The following is a 1,251-nucleotide window of genomic DNA, read 5'->3' on the forward strand; positions in this document are numbered from 1 at the left end:
AGGACGTGCAGGCGCTGATCCGCACCGCCGGCGAGAACGGCCAGCCGCTGCGTATCCTGGAGGCTGTCGAGGCCGCCAACCATGCGCAGAAGGACGTGCTGATCGGCAAGATCGAGCAGCGCTTCGGCGCCGACCTGACGGGCCGCGAGTTCGCGGTCTGGGGCCTCGCGTTCAAGCCGAACACCGACGACATGCGCGAGGCGCCGAGCCGCCGCCTGATCGCCGCGCTGCTCGAACGCGGTGCGACCGTGCGCGCCTACGATCCGGTCGCCATCGACGAAGCGCGGCGCGTGTTCGCGCTGGATTTCGGCGACGATGCGAAGGCGCTGGCGCGGCTGCATCTCGTCGACACGCAGGACGCCGCGGTCACGGGCGCGGACGCCCTCGTGATCGTCACCGAATGGAAGGAATTCCGCAGCCCCGATTTCACGCGCCTGAAGGCCGAGCTGAAGGCGCCGGTGATCTTCGACGGGCGCAACCTGTACGAGCCGGATGCGATGGCCGAGCTGGGCATCGACTATTACGCGATTGGCCGGCCGTATGTCGATCCCCAGTCGTCCTCCCGTGGCTGAACGTACGATGAATACTCTTCGCGAAGTCGTTCCGGTGCCGCGCGAGCAACTCGCGCGCTCGCGTGTGCTCGTCGTCGGCGACGTGATGCTCGACCGTTACTGGTTCGGCAATGTCGATCGCATTTCGCCTGAAGCGCCGGTGCCGGTCGTGCACGTGCAGCGTCAGGAGGAGCGGCTCGGCGGCGCGGCCAACGTCGCGCGCAATGCCGTGACGCTCGGCGGCCAGGCCGGCCTGCTGTGCGTCGTCGGTTGCGACGAACCGGGCGAGCGGATCGTCGAGCTGCTCGGCAGCAGCGGCGTGACGCCCCATCTCGAGCGCGACCCGGCACTCCCGACCACGATCAAGCTGCGCGTGCTCGCGCGCCAGCAGCAACTGCTGCGCGTGGACTTCGAGGCGACGCCGACGCACGAGGTGCTGCTCGCGGGGCTCGCGCGCTTCGATGCGCTGCTGCCGCAGCACGACGTCGTGCTGATGTCGGATTACGCGAAAGGCGGCCTGACGCACGTCACGACGATGATCGAGAAGGCGCGCGCGGCCGGCAAGGCGGTGCTGGTCGACCCGAAGGGCGACGACTGGGCACGCTATCGCGGCGCATCGCTGATCACGCCGAATCGCGCGGAGTTGCGCGAGGTGGTCGGGCAGTGGAAATCGGAAGACGACCTGCGCGCGCGCGTCGCG

The 1,251-nt window shown here is 69.1% G+C and carries 2 protein-coding genes; both read left to right on the forward strand.

Going from position 1 to position 1,251, the window contains the following annotated elements:
• Nucleotides 1-572 (forward strand): UDP-glucose/GDP-mannose dehydrogenase family protein (locus JMF90_RS37600; protein ID WP_201326394.1); only part of this gene is annotated, 572 nt, incomplete at its 5' end.
• Between the two features lie 7 nt (nt 573-579).
• A partial coding sequence (locus tag JMF90_RS37605; RefSeq protein ID WP_201326395.1) for a bifunctional heptose 7-phosphate kinase/heptose 1-phosphate adenyltransferase occupies nt 580-1,251 on the forward strand: 672 nt, incomplete at its 3' end.

The organism is Burkholderia sp. E168m23 (genome assembly GCF_016586125.1).
GTDB lineage: Bacteria > Pseudomonadota > Gammaproteobacteria > Burkholderiales > Burkholderiaceae > Burkholderia > Burkholderia orbicola.